15 protein-coding genes are annotated in these 17238 nt (G+C 70.5%); 3 read left to right on the top strand and 12 right to left on the bottom strand.

From position 1 onward, the window contains the following. Nucleotides 1–22: 22 nt before the first annotated feature. The 9 genes from HAV39_RS25580 to HAV39_RS25620 form a co-directional block, all read right to left on the bottom strand. The gene (locus tag HAV39_RS25580; RefSeq protein WP_191841712.1) at nt 23–607 is read right to left on the bottom strand and encodes an SAM-dependent methyltransferase; all 585 of its coding nucleotides are present in this window, start codon (nt 605–607) and stop codon (nt 23–25) included. A 72-nt stretch (nt 608–679) separates the two neighbouring features. Continuing rightward, on the bottom strand, nt 680–1993 hold the full coding sequence (locus HAV39_RS25585) for a glutamate-1-semialdehyde 2,1-aminomutase (RefSeq protein WP_191841713.1): 1314 nt from the start codon (nt 1991–1993) through the stop codon (nt 680–682). A gap of 16 nt (nt 1994–2009) precedes the next feature. After that, nucleotides 2010–2744 (bottom strand): acyltransferase, encoded by a 735-nt coding sequence (locus HAV39_RS25590; protein ID WP_191841714.1) that lies wholly within the window; start codon nt 2742–2744, stop codon nt 2010–2012. A 75-nt stretch (nt 2745–2819) separates the two neighbouring features. After that, nucleotides 2820–3821, bottom strand: a complete 1002-nt coding sequence (gene nadE, locus HAV39_RS25595) for an NAD(+) synthase (RefSeq protein WP_120318281.1) — start codon at nt 3819–3821, stop codon at nt 2820–2822. Next, nucleotides 3818–5839 carry an asparagine synthase (glutamine-hydrolyzing) gene (asnB, locus tag HAV39_RS25600; RefSeq protein ID WP_191841715.1) on the bottom strand — a complete coding sequence of 674 codons (2022 nt, stop codon included), beginning with the start codon at nt 5837–5839 and terminating at the stop codon, nt 3818–3820. Before asnB ends, nadE begins: the two co-directional genes overlap by 4 nt. Continuing rightward, nucleotides 5839–6525, bottom strand: coding sequence for a holo-ACP synthase (gene acpS, locus HAV39_RS25605; RefSeq protein WP_191841716.1), 687 nt, complete (start codon nt 6523–6525; stop codon nt 5839–5841). Before acpS ends, asnB begins: the two co-directional genes overlap by 1 nt. 8 nt (nt 6526–6533) lie before the next feature. Beyond that, nucleotides 6534–7448: a hypothetical protein gene (locus HAV39_RS25610; RefSeq protein WP_191841717.1), complete on the bottom strand. Its 915-nt coding sequence runs from the start codon at nt 7446–7448 to the stop codon at nt 6534–6536. Nucleotides 7449–7473: 25 nt separating this feature from the next. Then, nucleotides 7474–8997, bottom strand: a complete 1524-nt coding sequence (locus HAV39_RS25615) for a class I adenylate-forming enzyme family protein (protein ID WP_191841718.1) — start codon at nt 8995–8997, stop codon at nt 7474–7476. Beyond that, nucleotides 8981–9250 (bottom strand): acyl carrier protein, encoded by a 270-nt coding sequence (locus tag HAV39_RS25620; RefSeq protein ID WP_120318277.1) that lies wholly within the window; start codon nt 9248–9250, stop codon nt 8981–8983. Before HAV39_RS25620 ends, HAV39_RS25615 begins: the two co-directional genes overlap by 17 nt. A gap of 626 nt (nt 9251–9876) precedes the next feature. Here HAV39_RS25620 and HAV39_RS25625 point away from each other — a divergent pair. Continuing rightward, complete coding sequence (locus tag HAV39_RS25625; RefSeq protein ID WP_191841719.1) at nt 9877–10659, top strand: hypothetical protein; 783 nt, start codon at nt 9877–9879, stop codon at nt 10657–10659. A gap of 78 nt (nt 10660–10737) precedes the next feature. On the opposite strand, the gene HAV39_RS25630 is transcribed toward HAV39_RS25625, so the two are convergent. The 3 genes from HAV39_RS25630 to HAV39_RS25640 are packed head-to-tail and all read right to left on the bottom strand — an operon-like array spanning nt 10738 to nt 14440. Then, a complete protein-coding gene (locus HAV39_RS25630) occupies nt 10738–12312 on the bottom strand; it encodes a lipopolysaccharide biosynthesis protein (RefSeq protein ID WP_191841720.1) in 1575 nt (524 codons plus the stop codon). Beyond that, a complete protein-coding gene (locus tag HAV39_RS25635; protein ID WP_191841721.1) occupies nt 12312–13238 on the bottom strand; it encodes a glycosyltransferase family 2 protein in 927 nt (308 codons plus the stop codon). Before HAV39_RS25635 ends, HAV39_RS25630 begins: the two co-directional genes overlap by 1 nt. Beyond that, nucleotides 13235–14440: a glycosyltransferase gene (locus tag HAV39_RS25640; RefSeq protein ID WP_191841722.1), complete on the bottom strand. Its 1206-nt coding sequence runs from the start codon at nt 14438–14440 to the stop codon at nt 13235–13237. The genes HAV39_RS25635 and HAV39_RS25640 overlap by 4 nt, the downstream gene beginning before the upstream one ends. A 486-nt stretch (nt 14441–14926) precedes the next feature. Between HAV39_RS25640 and HAV39_RS25645 the strand changes: the two genes are divergently transcribed. Both HAV39_RS25645 and HAV39_RS25650 read left to right on the top strand, forming a co-directional pair. Then, nucleotides 14927–15838: a YveK family protein gene (locus tag HAV39_RS25645; protein WP_191841723.1), complete on the top strand. Its 912-nt coding sequence runs from the start codon at nt 14927–14929 to the stop codon at nt 15836–15838. Then, nucleotides 15835–17217 carry an O-antigen ligase family protein gene (locus tag HAV39_RS25650; RefSeq protein WP_191841724.1) on the top strand — a complete coding sequence of 461 codons (1383 nt, stop codon included), beginning with the start codon at nt 15835–15837 and terminating at the stop codon, nt 17215–17217. The genes HAV39_RS25645 and HAV39_RS25650 overlap by 4 nt, the downstream gene beginning before the upstream one ends. Nucleotides 17218–17238 lie beyond the last annotated feature (21 nt).

A 17238-nucleotide genomic window follows, 5' to 3' on the forward strand; every position in this document is an offset into this window, starting at 1 on the left:
GGTCGCCCGGCGGGGGCGTGCCCTACCGGCTGCGGTAGAAGTGGATCGTGTGCTCGGTGCCGGCCTGCCCGCTGTCCCAGGTCGCCGTGCGCTCCAGCCACGGCTGCGCCTGGAAGACATGGTCGTGGGTGGGGTTGGCGTAGGCGAACCGGACCTGCTGGCCGCGGGTGTCGGCGTGCACCTTGTCGAGCAGCTGGCCGAGAGTGGCCGCGCCGAACGGGTCGAACAGGAAGAACACGGTCGCCGCAGCGTAGTCGAAGTCCTGGGCCAGCACCGTCTCCACGGCGATCGGGGCCCGGCGACCGCGCAGGCGGCGCGCGTTGTCCCGGGCGACGTCGCACAGGGCGGCATCGAGCTCCACGCCGATGACCTGCTTGACCTCGCGCCGCGCCGCGCAGCAGAGCACCCGGCCCTTGCCGCTGCCGACGTCGACGAACACGTCCGACGGCTGCAGGTCGAGGTGGTCCAGCACGCGCTCGACGGTGCGGTAGCCCATCGTGGTGTATCGCGACGAGTCCTCATGGTCGATCAGCGTCAGGCCCCTGGTGGAGATGCCCAACTGCTGTTCCCACCAGACGTTGCTGAGCCGGTCGCGCACGTTGTTCATCACCCGCAGGATGCTATAGCGCGGGGCACACCATGTCTGTCGGGACTTCGACAGGCATGCACCCCGCCGCGGTCAGTTGTACGGACGGAACACCGGCTGCACCGGCCGGCCGCTCAGGTGGTGCTCGACGCCGTCGGCCAGCGCCTTGGCGTACGTGCCCAGGACGTGGTCCACCGCCTCGACGGTGCGGTCGATGTCCGTCTCGGTGTGCGAGTAGGACACCACGAACGAGGGCGCGATGATGCCCTGCCGGATCAGCTGGTCCAGGAACAGGGTGCGGAACTCCTGGGACCGGTTGCCCGCGGCGTCCCGCGTCACGTAGACGAGATTGGCCGGGTGGCCCGCCACGTCGACGTGCTCGGACAGCCCACGTGCCGCCGCCACCGCGCGCACCCCCGAGGCGAGGCGCTCACCGAGCTCCCGCAGCCGGTCGATGACCGGCTCCGCCTGGTACACCGACATCGTCGCCATCGCCGCCGCCAGCGCATGCGTCTCCGCGCCGTAGGTGGAGGACAGCAGGAACACCCGCTCGCGCCGGGTGCGCAGGCCGCCGAGCTCCATCACGTCGGCGCGGCCCGCCAGTGCCGCCACCGAGAACCCGTTGGCCATGCCCTTGGCGAACGTGACCAGATCGGGGGTGAGCCCATGCAGGTGGGCGGCACCGCGCTGGTGGATGCGGAAGCCGTTGATGATCTCGTCGACGATCAGCAGCGTGCCGTGCTCGTCGCACAGCCGGCGCACCTCGTCGAGGTAACCGGGGGCGGGCGGCTCCTGATAGGCGGCCTCCAGCACCAGCGCGGCGATCCGGCCCGGATGCGCGGCGAACAGCGCCGCCAGACTGTCCGGGTCGTTGAACCCGAACCGGGCGGTGAGCCGCCGGGTGGTGTCGGTGACGCCGGCCGGCATGGCGGTGCTCCCGATGAACCAGTCGTCGGTGGAGAAGAACGGCTGCCCGGCGCAGATGGCCACCACGTCGCGCCCGGTGTGTGCCCGCGCCAGCTTCACCGCCGCCGTCGTCGCGTCCGAGCCGTTCTTGGCGAACTTCACCATCCAGTCCCGGTCGGGTGCGACGACGTTCAGGAATTGCTCCGCGCACGCCACCTCGATCGCGGCCGGGCGGGTGAAGTTGACGCCGAGTTCGAGCTGCGCGCGCACCGCGGCGAGCACGGGGGCGTAGGCGTGGCCCAGCGTGACCGCGCGCAGGCCCATGCCGTACTCGAGGAACTCGTTGCCGTCCACGTCCCAGACCGTGCAGCCGCTGCCCCGGGCGATGAAACCCGGGGCGTCCGCCGGGTACTGGTCGTCCCCCTTGGCATACGTGTGCGCGCCCCCGGGGATCAGGTCGTGGGCGCGCGCACGCAGGCGCCGTGACTCGTCACGTCTCATGCGGTTCCTCACCGGTTCAGGCTGGCGTGGTGCCGGCGCTCTCGCCCGGCCGGTCCGCGCCCCCGAGGTGCCCGGCCAGTCGGGCGGGCACCCCGGCGTAGATGGCGCGGGGACGGCAGTCCCGCGTGACGACCGCGCCGGCGGAGATGATGGTCCCCTCGCCGATGGTGACCCCCGGCAGGACCGTCGACCGCGCACCCAGCCACACGCCGTCACCGATGACGACGTCGCGGCCGATGACCTGGTGCTGGGCGGTGCCGTCCGGACCGACCTCGTGATCACTGGTGACGATCATCGCGCCCATGCCGACCATGACGTTGCGGCCCAGCGTCACCTTGGCCAGGCAGTCGAAGAAGCAGTCGACGTTGATGCTGGTGTTGTGCCCGATCGTGAGGTTCGACGGAGGGCCGCCGATGAACAGCCCGGGCGCGATCTTCGACTGTTGCAGGCGTACCCCGGCCAGCCGGTACATCACGAACCGCACCGGCCGCGGCACGATCCGTGCCCCGGCGAGTTTGACCAGGTAGTAGTAGTGCAGCGCGCCGGTCAGATCATCCCAGATCATCCGCAGCACGATCCGCACCGCCTGCCCCAGGCTCTTCGGAGCGCCGGTCTCCCCGGTCGCCACCGGCCGGCGCAGCGCCGACCGCATGGTCCGGGAGCCGTCTGCCGTGAGCGGTGGCGCCGGCGACGCATCGGTCGATGCGTCGCCGGCGGGGAGGTCCACAGAAGGGCCGACCGACGAGTTCATTGCCGCTCCTCAGGATCCACATGCCTTGGCTTACGGATGGGCGGCAGGACACCGACATCACCCCGGCGTCGCACCTTACCCACCGTGGCTGATCTCCGGAACATCCACGGCGAGTCGCGGCGCCAGGTGCAGGTAGTTCGAGGTACGCCGCTTCTGGTCGATGTCGCGATACACCCGCAGCACCTGCTCGGAGGTCAGGCCCACCGCCTCGGCGACCGCATCGACCGGGACACCGTTGTTGAGCCCGTACAGGCACAGGTCCATCCGCTGGTACGGCAGGGAGAAGTAGAACTCCTCCTGCGACTGCGGCAGCGAGTAGGTGTCCGTGGTGGACGGCCGGGCCGAGATGTCGGCGGGCACCCCGAGGTGGTCCGCCAGCTGGTAGACCTGCGTCTTGTACAGGTGCGCGATCGGCTTGACGTCGGCTGAGCCGTCACCGAGCTTCACGAAGAAGCCCTGGTCGTATTCGAGCCGGTTCGGGGTCCCCGACACCGCGTAGTTCAGCCGGTCCGCGTGGTAGTACTCCATCATCTTGCGGACCCGCTGCTTGAAGTTGGTCGCGGCGACGATGCCCAGGTAGGACTCGGTGGTGAGGCGGTGCTTGGTCAGCGTGCCGTCCGGGGCCTGCACCACGACGGAGTACAGCCGGAAGCTGTCCGAGTCGATCACGCTCGGGAGCACGATCTTCGACTTGTACCCCGGGCCGTACTCGGGGCAGACGAGCCGGATCGCGTCGTCGCGCCGCTGGTAGCAGCCGGCCGCCTCGAGCAGCGGGGTGATGTCCTCGTGCACCGACTCGATGCCGAGGCTGTCCGCCACCAGGCGGCTGAGCCCCAGCGTGTCGTCCGACGAGTCGCGTTCCGGCATGTGCAGGCCGAAGACGCGTTCCTTGCCGAGCGCCGCGACGCAGGCGGCCGCGACGACGCTGGAGTCGATGCCCCCGGACAGGGCGACCACGATGCCCCGTCGCTTGGTGCTCGCCAGGTACGAGCTCAGCGTGGCTGAGATCCTGGCCGTCTCCAGATCGGCGTCGATCCGCAGGCTGTCCGGCCCGAACGCCGTGCCCGAGCTGGTCATGCGTTGCCTCCATGGTGGGTGTCGAATGCACTGTCGCCTTGGCACAGATCCACTGCCACCTGCAGCGCGGGGAGCGCCGGTGCGGCTGTCGCCCCGCCGTTGCCCGCGATGAAGGTGCGGTGGGTGAGTTGAGTCGAGATCACGGCCATGAGCCGCATGCTGTCGGTGTTGCTCATCTGCTCCCCGCCGGTGCGGCGGCACTTGGCCACCAGCCCGGCGACCTGCTCGGGCCGGAACACGCCCGCGTCCTGCACGGCCTGCGCCGACATGACGTCGTCGAACCAGTCCGGGGTGCCGTCGACGAAGAAGCTCGCCGCGTCCGGCGCCCGGTACGGCTGCTTCGGGCGACGCCGGATCTCCTCCGGCACCAGATCGGCGAATGCGCGCTTGAGCAGGTACTTCTCGTCCAGGCCGAAGAGCTTGTAGCGGGCGGGCAGGTTGGCCGCGAACTCGAGCACGTTGGCGTCCAGGAACGGGAACCGGCCCTCGACCGAGTTCGCCATGAGCATGCGGTCGCCCTGCGCCGCCAGGATGTAGCCGGAGAGCAGCGTGGTCGTCTCGAGCCACTGGGCGCGGCCCAGCGGGTCCCAGTGCTCGCTGCCGGCCGGCAGCGCGGCCGCGAGCCCGGCCGGATCGGCCGAGTCCGCACCGATCGCGGCCTGCAGGTCGGGCGACAGCATGCGCTTGAGCACGGTGGTCGCGTCCCAGCGCGGCCGGTGCGAGAGCGCCGGGTCCGCGGCGTCCAGGTTGCGGCCGAAGAAGCTGCGGGCGAACGCCGGGGCCTGGCCCGGGGACCGCACCATCCACGGGTACAGCAACTCGGCGGCGCGCTGCCGCTTGGGCGAGCCGGGGTCGGCGGCCCAGAACCGGCGCACCCGCGCTTCCCGGAATATGTCGTAGCCGGCGAAGACCTCGTCCGCGCCCTCCCCGGTCACCACCACCTTGTAGCCGCTCTCGCGCACCAGCTTCGACAGCAGGTACAGCGGAGCCGGCGCGGTGCGCAGCAGCGGCGCCTCGGCATGCCGCACCACCTCGGGAAACACCTCGGCGATGTCGCGCGGGCTCACCACGATGTCGTGATGTTGCGTGCCCAGCGCCGAGGCCATGACCTTCTGGTAGCCGCCCTCGTCGAACTCGTCGCTGGAGAACCGCAGCGAGAAGGTGTGCAGCGGAGCCTCGGTGTACCGGGCCACCACCGCGGTGGTGATCGACGAGTCGAGACCGCCGGAGAGGTAGGCCCCCACCGGCACGTCACTGCGCACGAATCGCAACCGCGCGGCCTCGACGAGCTTCTCCCGCAGCTCCTGCGTGGTCTCCCGCAGGTCCGGCACCGGCTGCGCGCGGTCCGGGAAGGTGAGGGTCCAGTACGGCGCGGTGCGGAACCCGGACTCGTCGTACACCGCGTAGTGCCCGGGCGGCAGCTGCTCGACGCCGGCGAAGACGGTCCGCGGCGCCACCGTCGACCAGTAGGTCAGGGTTTCGTCGAGCCCGGCCGGATCGAGGGCACGCGGCAGGCTCGGATCGGCGAACAGCGACTTCACCTCGGAGGCGAACACCAGGCCGGCCGCGCCATGGGCGTAGAACAGCGGGCGGACGCCGACCCGGTCGCGGGACAGCACCAGGCGCCGCGCCCTGCGGTCCCAGAGCGCGAGCGCCCACTGCCCGTTGAACCTGCGGAAGCAGTCCTCGCCCCACTCCTCCCACGCGTGCACGATCACTTCGGTGTCGCTCACGGTCCGGAACGTGTGGCCCCGCCCGCGCAGCTCCTCGGCGAGCTCCACGTAGTTGAAGATCTCGCCGTTGAAGGAGACCCACCGGGTGCCGTCCTCGTTGCACATCGGCTGTGCCCCGCCGGCGGCGTCCACGATCGCGAGTCTCGTGTGACCCAGCGCGACCCGCTCGTCCCGGTAGTAGCCGCAGCCGTCCGGGCCGCGATGCACCAGCTGCCGCATCATGTCCAGCAGCAGGTCGCGGTCCGGGGTCTGGTCGAATGACGCGACGCCGCAGATGCCGCACATCAGCGCGACACTCCGCCGTGCGCCCGGCCCAGCGCCCGCACCACGGCATCGGGATCGGTCAGCACCGCCAGGTCGATGTCGTCGTCGATCAGCGTCACCTCGAAGACGTCCTCGACCAGGATCGCCAACCGCACCGCCTCGAGTTCCGGGTCGGTGTGCTCCTCCCGCATGCCCGACCACTCGGCCAGGATCTGTTCGACCTGCCTGCGATCCACCACCGCAACACCTGTCGCTTCCTGCAGGGGCACCGAGCCCCCCTGCTGACTGGCTTCGGCCTGCACCACCGGCGGCGGTGCGGGCTCCTGGGCGGACGAGGTCACCATGGCCACGGCCGTGGCGAACTCGTCGCAATGTGACATCGAGATCTGGATGTCGACGACGCCCGCCCGTTGCGCCTCGACCAGCATCGTGCCGGACAGCTGGACGGCCGGCGCGCCGTGGCGGCCGCTCAGGATCTCGACCATCCGCCACGGCACCGCGCCCGTCCAGCCGAACGGCAGCGCCTTGACCACCGCCTCCTTGGCGGCCAGCCGCGCCGCGACGTGCCGGCTCGGCACCGCCTTGCCGACGCAGTAGGCGACCTCGCCCGGGGTGAACCAGCGGCGCAGGAACTGGTCCCCACGGCGGTCCATGAGCTTCGCGATCCGCGCGACCGAGACGATGTCCGTGCCGACGCTGCCGTTCACGGCGGCCGCTACTTCGACGACGCTTGCGCGACCGCCGCGAGCCAGGCACTGGCCGCGCGTTGTGCACCCGCGTCGTTGAGGTGACCGGAGTCCGCGGCGAACGCGTCGTTCAGCGCGAAGTACGGGTGGCCGTCGGTGACGCCGCCGGCGCGGGTGCCGTCGGGCGCGGCCGACTCCACCGCGGCCACGTCGAACAGGTGGCTGTCGCCGTACTCCTTGCGGATCAGCTGGTTGAGCCGCTCCCGGGTCGCGTTCGCGGTCGCGCCGTACAGGTCGTTGCCCTGGACCCACTGCTTGAGCTGCGACAGCCGGCCGGGCTGCGTGGTGAGCGGCACGGTGGCCTTGACGAAGGCGACGTTCGGGAAGTCGCGTTCCAGGGCCGCGAGCGTGTCACGGTACGCCGCGAAGACGGCGTCGACGTCGGTGCCGGGGGTGATATCGATGTAGCAGAGCTTCATCATCGCCACGTCGACCTGGCCGCCGATGCCACTGCGGATCAGCGCGTCGAAATCCTTGATCTTGTCGAGCGGCTTGGTGTTCTCGCCGATGAGCGCGTGCACGACGAAGCCGCCGGAGGCCGCGGGCGCGTCCCGCCGTTCCTCGATGGGCGGCGCAGCGACGCTGTGCGCGCGGTAGACCGCGGCCACGCCGTCGAGCACGTTGTACCCGACCGACTGGTGCCCGAAGAACACCCTGGTCCGGCTGACTTTCGCCAGGTCGGTCGCGGACACCTCCGCGGTGGCGACACCACCGGTCACTTCGTCCGTGGCCACAGCCTCGTCCTTCCCCTCCACCAGAAACCATCCCGCCCCGGCGGCGACCACGATCGCCGCCATCACGGCGGTCAGCCGTCCGAACCTGCGCCGTGCACCGCGCGACGGCTCGGTCGTCGGCTCGGCGCTCTCGATGTCGGTCCTCGTCATCCCCACTCCCTCGCTCATCGGCAGGTCATGCCGTCGGTGTGCCGCCCGCGGCCGCGGTGACCAGACGCGCCTTGGCCACCTTGCCGTTGCCGGTCAGCGGGAGGGCGTCCACCACGAACACACCGGCCGGCACCATGTGCTTGGCGAGGTGTGCACGGCAGACCGCCAGCACCTCGTCCGGGGTGACCTCGGCACCGGGCCGGGCCACGACGAACAGGATGATCGCCTCCCCGGCCGCCAAATCGGGCACGCCGACGGCGGCGGCGGAGGTGAGCCGGTCGAGGCGCAGCGCGCAATCCTCGATCTCCTGGCTCGACACCCGGAAGCCCCACGTCTTGATGAAGTCGTCCCGCCGATCGACGATGAAGACGTCGCCGTCCTCGTCGATGGTGGCGAGGTCGCCGGTGCGCAGCCCGGACGGGGTGAACTTGGCGGCCGACTCCGTCGGCGCGCCGTAGTAACCCGGGCAGATGCTCTCGCCCCGGGCGTAGATCTCGCCCTGCTCACCCGGCCGCACCGGGTCGCCGGCCTCGTCGAGCACGCGCAACTCCACGCCCGCGATGCCGCGGCCGATCGAGTCGGGCTTGCTGCGCAGCAGCTCCGGTGGCAGGTAGGACAGGCGCGCGGTCGCCTCGGTCTGGCCGTACATGAGGAACAGCCGCGCGGTGTTCCGCGCGCCCAGCAGCTCCTCCACCAGCACCGGCGCCAGCTTGCCGCCGGCCTGCTGAACCACTCGCAGCGAGGGCAGCTCGCGCGCGGTGAAACTGGCGGCGCGCAGCAGCAGCTGGAACGTGGACGGCACGCCCGCGAGGACGGTGCACTCCTCCCGCTCCAGCAGATCCAGCGCGACCTCCGGGAACGCGAACGAGTTCAGCAGCACGACCCGGCCGCCCACCCGCAGGTGCGTGTGCAGCAGCGAGGCGCCGTAGCAGTAGTAGAACGGCAGCACCACGAGCACCCGGTCCTCGGCCCCCAGGCCGAGATAGCCGACGATGGAGTCGGTGTTGGCCAGGATGTTGCGGTGGGTGACCCGCACCGCCTTCGGCTGGGACGTGGTGCCCGAGGTGAACATCAGCGCGGCGTCGGCGTCCAGGTCGCACTCGGTCGCGGCGGGCAGTTCCGGCCACGCCTCGTCGAGCCGGTCGGCCGCGGTCAGCGCCTCGTCGGTGACAGGCGCGATGCCCTCCAGCGCGGCGCCGAGCCGGCGCAGCGCACGGCGATCCACGAACGCGGCCTCGGCGCCGACCAGAGCCAGGTTGCGGCGCACCTCGTCCAGCGTGGCCCGGTCCGACACCGGCACCGCGACGCAACCCGCCTTCATCGCCGCGAGATAACCCGCGATCCAGAAGAACGAGTTGGGTCCCAGGACGGCCACTCGCGAGCCCCGTGGCAGATCCAGCGCGCCCAGGGCCTCGATCAGGCGGGCCACCGCGCCGCGAAGGTCACGGTACGTATACCGCTGGGCGCCGTCCACGACCGCGACATCGTCCGCGCGGCCGGTGTCGAGCAGGTGGTCGGCGGCGTTCGAGCGCTTATCGCGCCAGCCCACTGCCGGCCTTCTTGCCCTCGACGAACTTCGTCAGATTGGCGATCGAGCCGAGGTTGTCCGGGATGGTCTCGGTTTCGGAGACCTGGATGCCGAAGCGCTCCTCCAGGAACTCCACCAGCTCCAGCACGCCGGTCGAGTCGATGATGCCCTGCTCCACCAACGAATCGTGGTCGCCCGGCAGGCGCGAGGCCTCGCCGAACAGGTAATTGCTGACGACGAAGTCTACGAGCTCCGTACGGACCTGCATCTCCATGCCCACCACACCCCTCTGGGCTCGCTCTGTCACGCGCCGGAGCATACAGCACCTGAGAGTGACCGAACGCTGCTCCTATATGGACAGACAGTGCGCGACGACGCCGCCCGGACAACCCCAGAAACGGCTGCTGACCTGGACTTTCAACATGATCGGCAGAAACTCTGCCCCATCGCGCCGCCCTCGACGTGACGGCATCCCGACCCACCCGTCGCAAAGGCGACAGTCGCCCGGCAGGGGTCGCATCACGATGCCGATTGATGTGCACCCGGCTACAATCCGTGAGTTCGACGCCAGCCAGCCCCGCGGAGAGGAAACGAAGAGTGGCATCACAACGCCCTCGTCCGGTCATCACGCTGCCTCGCGCCATCGCCGTCGCCGCCCTGCTCGTGCTATCGAGCGGCGTGGCCCTGCACGCGAGTGACGACGTCAAGCCGACCGGCTCGGAAACCACGAACGAGGCCTCGTCGAGCCAGCGGCCCGTCGGAGAGGGACAGCAGCCGGGTGAGGCTGCTCCCAGCGCGAGTTCGTCCGTCACGCCGTCGGGAACGGCGCAACCGAAACCGGGCGCCTCCTCCTCGAAGGCTCCCGCACGGTCCGGGAACACCCTGCCGCAGGTCCCGGTGGTGACCGTCAGTGGCGACTATCCCTCGCCGGCGACGACCGGCGTGCCCGCCGGCACCAAGCTGACCAGACTCGGCCTCAACTTCGACGGCACGACATACCGGGTCACCGCACACAACACCGTCCTGGACGGGGTGCACATCCCCGGCGATCTCCTGATCACGGCCAACAACGTCCGGGTCACCCGCAGCCAGATCGACGGCATGGTCTACAACGAGTACTCCCGCAAGTTCTACCCGTTCACGATCTCCGACTCCACCATCGGCCCGACGAGCTACTGCCACGGGCAGCCGGCGCTGGGGTTCTCCGACTACACCGCGACGCGGGTGCTGCTACGCGGGCACAGCGACGGGTTCCGCGCCTCGGGTCCGAACATCAACATCCAGGACTCGTACGTGCACCTGTGCACCAACCCCGGCGCGCACTCCGACGGCATCCAGACCTACCTGACGGGCAGGGGTCTGACGCTGAACCACACGACGATCGACCAGCGGGACGCCAACCCCGCGGACGTCACGGCGCCGGTCTTCATCGTCGACTCGCAGGCCGAGGACGTCGTCGTGACCAACAACCTGATCATGGGCGGCACCTACTCCATCCAGGTCCGCAACGTCAAAGGCACGGCGATCGTGCAGAACAACCGCCTCGTCAACCAGTCGTGGATCTATGCGCCGGTCGACTCCGACTGCGCGACCGTCAACTGGTCCGGCAACACCATCGTGACCATCGACGCCAACTACCAGGTCGTGAGCACGGTCGGGCCACTGCCCTGCAAGGACTGGTGACGGCAGTCCCGTAGCTCCGCTGTACGTCGGGGGGCCGGTGCCAGCTGGCACCGGCCCCCCGACGTGCAGCGGGCAGCGTCAGCGCCGGATGAGCCGGCCCAGCCGCGAGGAGACCTCACGCTCCCGGGCCGCCAGTACCGCCAGCGCCACCGCCCCGGCGACGATCCCGGTGGCGGCCAGTGCCAGGAAGCTGTCCAGCTCGTGCAGCAGCGGCTGGACGGCGAGCCCCGCCACAGCCGCGCCGATCGCCGCGCCGACCGCCGGCAGCGACGTGCGCACGATGCCCAGCAGGGAACCCTTGACCACCTGCGCTGACATCAGCATGAGCGCGATGAGGGTCCCGGTCCACTGCACGATCGCGAACGTCGACGCGATGGCGAGCACCTGCGTGCCGGGGCCGGAGTCGTGGAACAGCCTTCCCGCGATCAGCATGCTGACGACCGTGAAGCCGGCCGACCCCCAGCTGATGGCCGCCAGCATGGCGGGACGACCGGCGGCCTGGTAGATGGCGCTGATGATGGGGCCGAGCGCGACCGCCGCCATGGCCACGCAGATGACCCGGAACGCCGGACCGGCGGCCACCCACTGCGGACCGATCCAGCGCAGGAACAGCGGGCCGGTCGCGAACATGACGCCGAACAGCGGGAACGCGACCAGCGTGCCGATGTGGAAGTAGCGGATGGCCGACCGCGTGAACTCCGCCTGCGACGCCGCCTCGCGCGACAGGTGCGGCATCGCCACCTGGGCCAGACCCCCGGTCGCGATGTCGTTGACCATCTCGGCGATCCTGGTGACGAACCGGTAGAGGCCGATCGCCACCGGTCCGAAGATCGGCCCGAGCAGCACCGCGTCGGTGCGCACCGCGACGAAGCTCGCGAAGAAGCCGGACAGCGAGTGCAGCGAGTACTTCCGCAGTTCGCGCAGGGCCGGCCCGATGCGCCGGAAACCCGGGCGCCAGCGGACCGCGATCCACACCCCCACCGCCGAGATGACCGACATGACGACCTGCTGGGCTACCAGCGCCCAGACTCCCCAGCCGAGGACCGCGCCCAGGACGCCGACGCCGCCACTGACCAGCCCCGCCACCAGCCAGCGCACGGACAGGGACCGGAACCGCAGCTGCCGGCGCAGGATGGCGTCGGGCACCACCACCATGGCGTTGAGGACCATCACCGGTGCCAGCACGAGGGAGACCGGGATCAGATCGGGAGTGTCGTTGAGCGCCGCCCACAGCGGCGCCCCGACCGCGAAGACCGCGGCGAGCGCCGCCCCGGTGCCGAGGGTGGACCAGAACGCCGCGTCGAAATGGCTGTCGTCGACGTCCTCGCGCTGCACGACGGCCTGCCCGGGGCCGTGCATCGCGAGGGTCTGACCGAACGTGACCCACACCATGGCCAGCGCCATCACGCCGTACTCGTGCGGGGACAGGAACCTCGCCATGATCACGGTGACCGCGGCGGTGGTCCCGAACCGACCGATCGTCAGCACGTACGACCACAGGACGGCGGCACGGGGCAGCCGGCCCCCGGCGCGCGCAGTCCCGGACTCCGCCGTCGCGTCGGGCGCGTCACCGGCGTGCGTCGCCAGGTCCGCCGCAGCGGGCGGATCAGCGCCGGCATCGGCGGTGGGAGTGCTCAGTCGATCGGTGGTCATCAGGTGTCCTTCGGGGTCTCAGGGCGTGCTCGGCGGTAGCGCCGGCGCAGCGCGCCGAGCCGGATCCGGGCCTCGCTGGCCGGCCATGCGGTGCCGAATGCCACGATCGACCCGACCTTGTCATCCCATCGCAGTTCGCTCACTGCGAGCGACCGCATCGTCTCCCGGACGAACCGGAGCTGCTCGTTGTTCCCGACCAGGCGCAGCCGCCGGCGCCGGGCCAGCTCCGGCTCCAGCCAGGCGTACCGGTCGCGGGCGTTGGTCGAGCCGCCGAACTCGTTGCCGTTGACCGAACCCCGCCGGTAGAAGAGGTATTCGGGCACCAGCTCGATCTGACCCCGGGCGGCGAGCTCCAGGATCAGCGTCCGGTCCGCGGTCCCGAACGCCAGGTGCAGCCGGGTGCGCCGCAGCACGTCCATGCGGACCAGGGCGAACACCGCGTTGCAGTACGTCAGCAGGCCCATCGAACCCGCGATGCGCCGGGTCGGGGTGGCCTGCCGCACGGCGGGCTCGCCGGTGCAGGCGAACAGCTCGTTTCCCGCGGCGTCCATGACGACGGCCTGCGGGTACGCCGCGACCGCGGCCGGGTTGGCGTCCAGCGCCTCGACACACCGGCGCAGCAGGGTCGGCGCGATCCGGTCGTCGTGCGAGGTCAGCCGGAAGAACTCACCGCGGGCCAGGCTCACCACCCGGGCGTAGTTGCCCGACTCACCCAGGTTCGACTCGTTGCGGAACACCCGCACCCGGGCGTCGCGCGCGGCGTAGTCCTGGAGGATGTCCCAGGTGGCGTCCGTCGACTGGTTGTCGCACGCCACCACCTCGAAGTCCGGGAAGTCCTGGGCGAGCACCGCGTCGAGCGCGCCGGGCAGGTACCGCTCGTTGTTGTACGCGGTGACGCCGAACGTCACCCTGGGCCGCTCGGTCATGCCGGCCGCACCCCTTCCGACTCGTCACTGCGATGGGCGGCGGGCACCAGTCCGAGCATCTCGGCGAGGTCGTCGCCGCGCCGCCGCCACGAGTGGTTCGCCGCGAACGCCCGGCGGGCGGCCATGTAATAGGGCTCGCGCGACTCGGCGCTGACGTCGCGGACGGCCGCCGCGAAAGCCGCCGGCTCCGAGGCGATCCGGATCAGATCGGTCCCCAGCCACCGGGCGGCCGGCAGGTCGGTGCTCACCGCCGGTCGGCCGGCGGCCAGATACTCCAGTGTCTTCAGCGGACACGACGCGCGGTTGAACTCCGAGTCAACGTACGGCGTGACGCCGACGTCGATGTGATGCAGGTACGACGACAGCTTCGCGAAGGGCTGCAGGCCCACGTACTGCACGCGGGGGTGCTCCGCGAGCCGGGCGAAGCGCGCGGGCTCGAACCGCGGATCGTGCTTGCCCACCATCAGCAGCGACATCCCGGCCTCGACGATGGCCTCCAGCAGGGCGATGTCGATGCGCTCCGACAGGTAGCCGATGATCCCGGCGATCGGGTGCGGCAGGTCGACCTCCGGCGCGGGCGGGGCCCCGTCCACGTCCCGGTACATCTCCACCGCCACCCCGTTGGCCAGCAGCCGCGCCTGGCCGCCGAGCCCGCGGAGCCGGTCCGCCAGCGGCTCCGAGACCGCCAGGACCAGGTCGGCCCGGGCCAGCGTCTCCCGCTCGTCCGTCAACACCGCGCCGACGTCCCGGCCCATCAGGTAGGCACCGCCGACGACGTCGTCCATCGCGTACATGACGTTGAGCACGCCGGGACCCCAGCCGCCGGTCATCCTGCCGAAACGGGCATCGATCACCGCGTAGGGCGTCCGGCCCATGGTCAGCAGCGCACGCCGGGTCTGGGACCGCAGCAGCGGCGCCGTGGTGTGACGCAGACCGGCGCGGCTGTGCGCGGGCAGCGCCACCGGACGCAGCAGCGTCAGTCCTTCCTGGACCTTTTCTGTCTCCGGCCACAGGGAGCGCAGCCGACCGCGTTCCTTCGCCCGGGGCGACAGCACCGACAGGTGCGGGTCCACCCAGAGGATGTCGCAGTAGCGCAGCAGTTCGATCGCGAGGAGGCGGTCGTTCATGAGGACGTCGTCCCACGGGTTGGCACCGAAGATGACCACCAGTGGGCGCTCATCGACCTTGGCACCTGGTGTCATCGAGACTCCGGCGCAGCACCGGCACGACGGTTGGGCATGAGGCACCTTACTATGCAGAACTCGCACGGCAGCGGCCGCCGAAGGCCGTGAAGCAGCCGCGACGACCCGATTCGGAGCATTCTTGCGGGCAAGGAGACGGCGGCGCGCGCACGTGTCGGATCACCGACGCAACAGGCGTGGACCCTGTCACCCGGTCCGGCACCGGAACCTTGGCGGGGGTGATTGACCGGCGGGTGCCTCCGCTGCTACCGGTCGGGTCCGGTCCCCGCGTGATGGTGTCGGCAATCTGGCCGGATCGCGGAGGCAGTGCCCGGCGCCGCCACTATTACAATGAGGCCGCGCGCGCACCCGGGTGCCGACGTGGCGTCATTCGCTTGGCGTGGTGCGATGGGTTGTGGTGCAGCGCAATACGACATCGCGCGAGCCGCCATCCGATCGTCGCGGAAGCGCGGGGCCGAGAGGCGACGCGGATCGGAAGGGAACAAGGTGGACTTCTGGGACCTCACGAAGCTGCTGGTCCGGCGGTGGCGAGTGGCCGTGCCGATGGTTCTGCTGACCCTGGGTCTGACAGTGTTCACCTTCATCATCGTCAAGCCCGACTATGTCGCTCTCAGCTACGTCCAGCTCGTGCCGCCGGCGGCCCGGACCAGGGTCGGCCAGCCCGGACCCGAGCAGCGCAATCCCTGGCTCAACCAGGGCCTGCAGACGCTGGGCAACGCGGCGGTGATCTCGGTGATCGATCAGTCGCTGCGCGACGACCTGAAGAAGCGCGGGTTCAGCGACTCGTACACCGTGGAGATGTTCGGCAGCAGCACGATGATCACCATCGAGGTCGTCGGCGACACGAAGGCACAGGCCAACGACACCGCCGCGCAGATCGTCTCGAAGATCGAGCAGAGCGTGCAGACCCTGCAGACGGCGTACGGCGTGGGCGCGACCGACCTGATCACCGCTCGCCGGCTCGACCCGGGCACCAATGCGGATGCCGCCAACTCCAACGTCAAGCGGGCGATCATCGCCGTCGCGGCGGCCGGTCTGATGCTCAGCGCCGGTGTCACCGTGGCCGTCGACGCCGTGCTGCGGACCCGGGCCCGCCGGCGCAACCGTGCCCCCGGCACCACCACCGGCGACGACGGTGATCCGCACGCCGGCGCGCCGACCGCGAACGGCACCCCGCCGCCGATGCCCAACCGGGCCGGACCAGCGCTGACGATGCCCTCCGCCGGTAAGCGGGCGAACGGTCCACGCGACGACATCGCGGTGGTGTACCAGCCCACGAACGGAACCGCGCGCACCCTGCCCGACGCCGGCAACGACACCACCGCGATCCTGCCCAAACTGGCCGCGGTGAACGGCAAGGACGTGCCGCACCCGGCAGAGCGGCGCTCGCCGCAGTGAACCCGAACACCTCCCACCTGGCTGACTTCGAACCGGCCCAGCTCGCAGGCAAGACCTACGTGACGCGGCTGCGCGCCGGCCGCATCGACGCCGCGACGATGCTCACCGTCGTCGTCGCGCTCATCTGCCTGGTTCCCGTCGGCCAGGTGCTGCCGGGAATGACCGGTGTCGGCCGGCCCGGGCTGGTCGTCGGCCTCGTGCTGTGCGGCTGGTGGGTGCTGGTCCGGTTCGCACCCCACCTGGTGGTCACCGGCCCCCAGCCGATGCGGTGGGCGCTGCTGGCGTTCGTCAGCGCGGCCCTGCTCTCGTACGCGGCCGGCTCGGTCCGCGGACTCACCACGTTGGAGATCAACGGAGCGAACCGAGCGCTGCTGTTCTACGGCACGCTGGCCGGAGTGATCCTGGTGGCCGCGGACGGCCTGACCAACTGGCAGCGGTTGCAGGTGGTGCTGCAGAGCGCCGTCGTGTGCGCCGCGATCATGGCGGTGCTCGGCATCATCCAGTACGTCACCCGGGTCGACATCGTGGCCTACATCAACATCCCCGGGCTGGAGATCAAGGGCGAGTCCCTCGGATTCGAGGAACGCGGGGCCGGGGTCCGGGTCGCCAGCACCGCCACGCACTACATCGAACTCGCCGCGGTGCTCGCGCTCTGCCTGCCGTTCGCGATCCACCTCGCCCATTTCGCGCAGAAGCCGGTCCAGCGCCGCGTGGCGCTCGTCTGCGCCCTGCTCATCGGGCCCGGCATCGGCGCCACCATCTCGCGCACCGGCATCGTCGCGGTCGCGCTGACAGCGCTGGTGCTGGTGCCGGTGTGGACGTGGCGGACCAGGTACAACATCGGCGTGACCGCCGTGGGGGTGATCGCCGCGCTGTCGGTCGTGAACCCGGGGCTGGCACGGACGCTGTTCTCGCTGTTCGACAACCCCACCGACAATTCGTCCATCATGGCCCGCTCCAACCGGTATCCCATGGTGTTCGAGTACTTCTCCCAGCGGCCCATCCTGGGGCGGGGCACCGGCACGTTCCTCACCCCGCAGTACCCGATCCTCGACAACCAGTGGCTCGGCACGCTGATCAGCGACGGCGTCATCGGTGTGCTCACCCTGGCCGGACTGCATCTCACCGCGCTGGTGCTGGCCGTCATCGCGTTCCGCCGCAGCACCACGCAGGCCACCCGGCACCTGTGCGCCTGCCTGATCGCCACGCAGATCATCGCCGTCGCCGTCGGCGGCACCTTCGACTCGATGAGCTTCACCACGTACGCCACCATGATCGCGCTCATGCTGGGCCTGTGCGGCGCAGTCTGGCGCCTCACCCATCAGGACGTCTCCGTCCGGACCGCGACCGCGCGAGGGGACTCGGAGAACGCCGGCTAGAACATGCGCGCCGCGTCCGCG

Origin of the sequence: Catellatospora chokoriensis (assembly GCF_011297315.1) — a bacterium.
GTDB lineage: Bacteria > Actinomycetota > Actinomycetes > Mycobacteriales > Micromonosporaceae > Catellatospora > Catellatospora citrea.

Bases quoted from the DNA above. Each gene is read 5' to 3' on its own strand.
- HAV39_RS25585 (WP_191841713.1), bottom strand. From the start codon at position 1,993: ATGAGACGTGACGAGTCACGGCGCCTGCGTGCGCGCGCCCACGACCTG.
- HAV39_RS25640 (WP_191841722.1), bottom strand. From the start codon at position 14,440: ATGACACCAGGTGCCAAGGTCGATGAGCGCCCACTGGTGGTCATCTTC.
- HAV39_RS25620 (WP_120318277.1), bottom strand. From the start codon at position 9,250: ATGGAGATGCAGGTCCGTACGGAGCTCGTAGACTTCGTCGTCAGCAAT.
- nadE (WP_120318281.1), bottom strand. From the start codon at position 3,821: ATGACCAGCTCGGGCACGGCGTTCGGGCCGGACAGCCTGCGGATCGAC.
- HAV39_RS25635 (WP_191841721.1), bottom strand. From the start codon at position 13,238: ATGACCGAGCGGCCCAGGGTGACGTTCGGCGTCACCGCGTACAACAAC.
- HAV39_RS25580 (WP_191841712.1), bottom strand. From the start codon at position 607: ATGAACAACGTGCGCGACCGGCTCAGCAACGTCTGGTGGGAACAGCAG.
- HAV39_RS25610 (WP_191841717.1), bottom strand. From the start codon at position 7,448: ATGACGAGGACCGACATCGAGAGCGCCGAGCCGACGACCGAGCCGTCG.
- HAV39_RS25590 (WP_191841714.1), bottom strand. From the start codon at position 2,744: ATGAACTCGTCGGTCGGCCCTTCTGTGGACCTCCCCGCCGGCGACGCA.
- HAV39_RS25630 (WP_191841720.1), bottom strand. From the start codon at position 12,312: ATGACCACCGATCGACTGAGCACTCCCACCGCCGATGCCGGCGCTGAT.
- asnB (WP_191841715.1), bottom strand. From the start codon at position 5,839: ATGTGCGGCATCTGCGGCGTCGCGTCATTCGACCAGACCCCGGACCGC.